General features: G+C 67.3%; 1 protein-coding gene. It reads left to right on the forward strand.

Annotated elements, in window-relative coordinates:
* The coding region (locus DBV08_RS31430) for an acetyl-CoA C-acetyltransferase (RefSeq protein WP_260395825.1) at window positions 1-1,176 on the forward strand (1,176 nt) is incomplete at both ends.

A 1,176-nucleotide genomic window follows, 5' to 3' on the forward strand; every position in this document is an offset into this window, starting at 1 on the left:
GTGATTGTTGCGGGAGCTCGTACCCCGATGGGTCGACTCCTCGGATCGTTGAAAGACCTCTCCGGGTCCGACCTCGGCGGCATCGCCATCAAAGGCGCCCTCGACAAGTCCGGAGTCGCCCCCGAACACGTCGACTACGTCATCATGGGACAGGTCCTCACCGCCGGCGCCGGCCAGATGCCCGCCCGCCAAGCCGCCGTCGCCGCCGGCATCCCCATGAACGTGCCCGCCCTGACCATCAACAAAGTGTGCCTGTCCGGCATCGACGCCATCGCCCTCGCCGACCAACTCATCCGCGCCGGAGAATTCGACATCGTCGTCGCCGGCGGGCAGGAATCGATGTCCCGAGCACCACACATGCTCGAAAAAAGCCGCGAAGGCTTCAAATACGGCGACGTCACCCTGCGCGACCACATGGCCTACGACGGCCTCCACGACATCTTCACCGACCAGGCCATGGGCCTGCTCACCGAACAAGTCAACCAACAAGACTCCGCCCACATCACCCGCGAAGAACAGGACGCCTTCGCCGCCGCCTCACACCAGAACGCGGCCCGCGCCTGGAAAGACGGCTACTTCGACAACGAAGTCGTCCCCGTCTCCATCCCCCAACGCAAGGGCGAGCCGATCGTCTTCGCGCAGGACGAAGGCATCCGCGCCGACACCACCACCGAATCGCTCGGCACGTTGCGTCCCGCGTTCAGCAAGGACGGCACCATCACCGCCGGCTCCGCCTCCCCGATCTCCGACGGCGCCGCCGCCGTGATCGTGATGAGCAAAACCAAAGCCGAAGACCTCGGCCTGACCTGGATCGCGGAAATCGGCGCCCACGGCGTCGTCGCCGGACCCGACTCCACCCTCCAGTCCCAACCCGCCCGCGCCATCGCCAAAGCCTGCGCCAAGGAAGGCATCGACCCCACCGACCTCGACCTCGTCGAAATCAACGAAGCATTCGCCGCCGTCGGAATCGCCTCCACCCGCGAACTCGGCCTCGACCCCGCCAAGGTCAACGTCAACGGCGGCGCCATCGCCGTCGGACACCCCCTCGGCATGTCCGGCGCCCGCATCGCCCTGCACCTCGCCCTCGAACTGCAACGCCGCGGCGGCGGCATCGGCGCAGCCGCACTCTGCGGCGGCGGCGGACAAGGCGACGCACTCATCATCCGCGTCCCCAAG

The sequence above is a fragment of the Rhodococcus sp. KBW08 genome (assembly GCF_003852455.1).
Classification (GTDB): domain Bacteria; phylum Actinomycetota; class Actinomycetes; order Mycobacteriales; family Mycobacteriaceae; genus Rhodococcus_F; species Rhodococcus_F baikonurensis.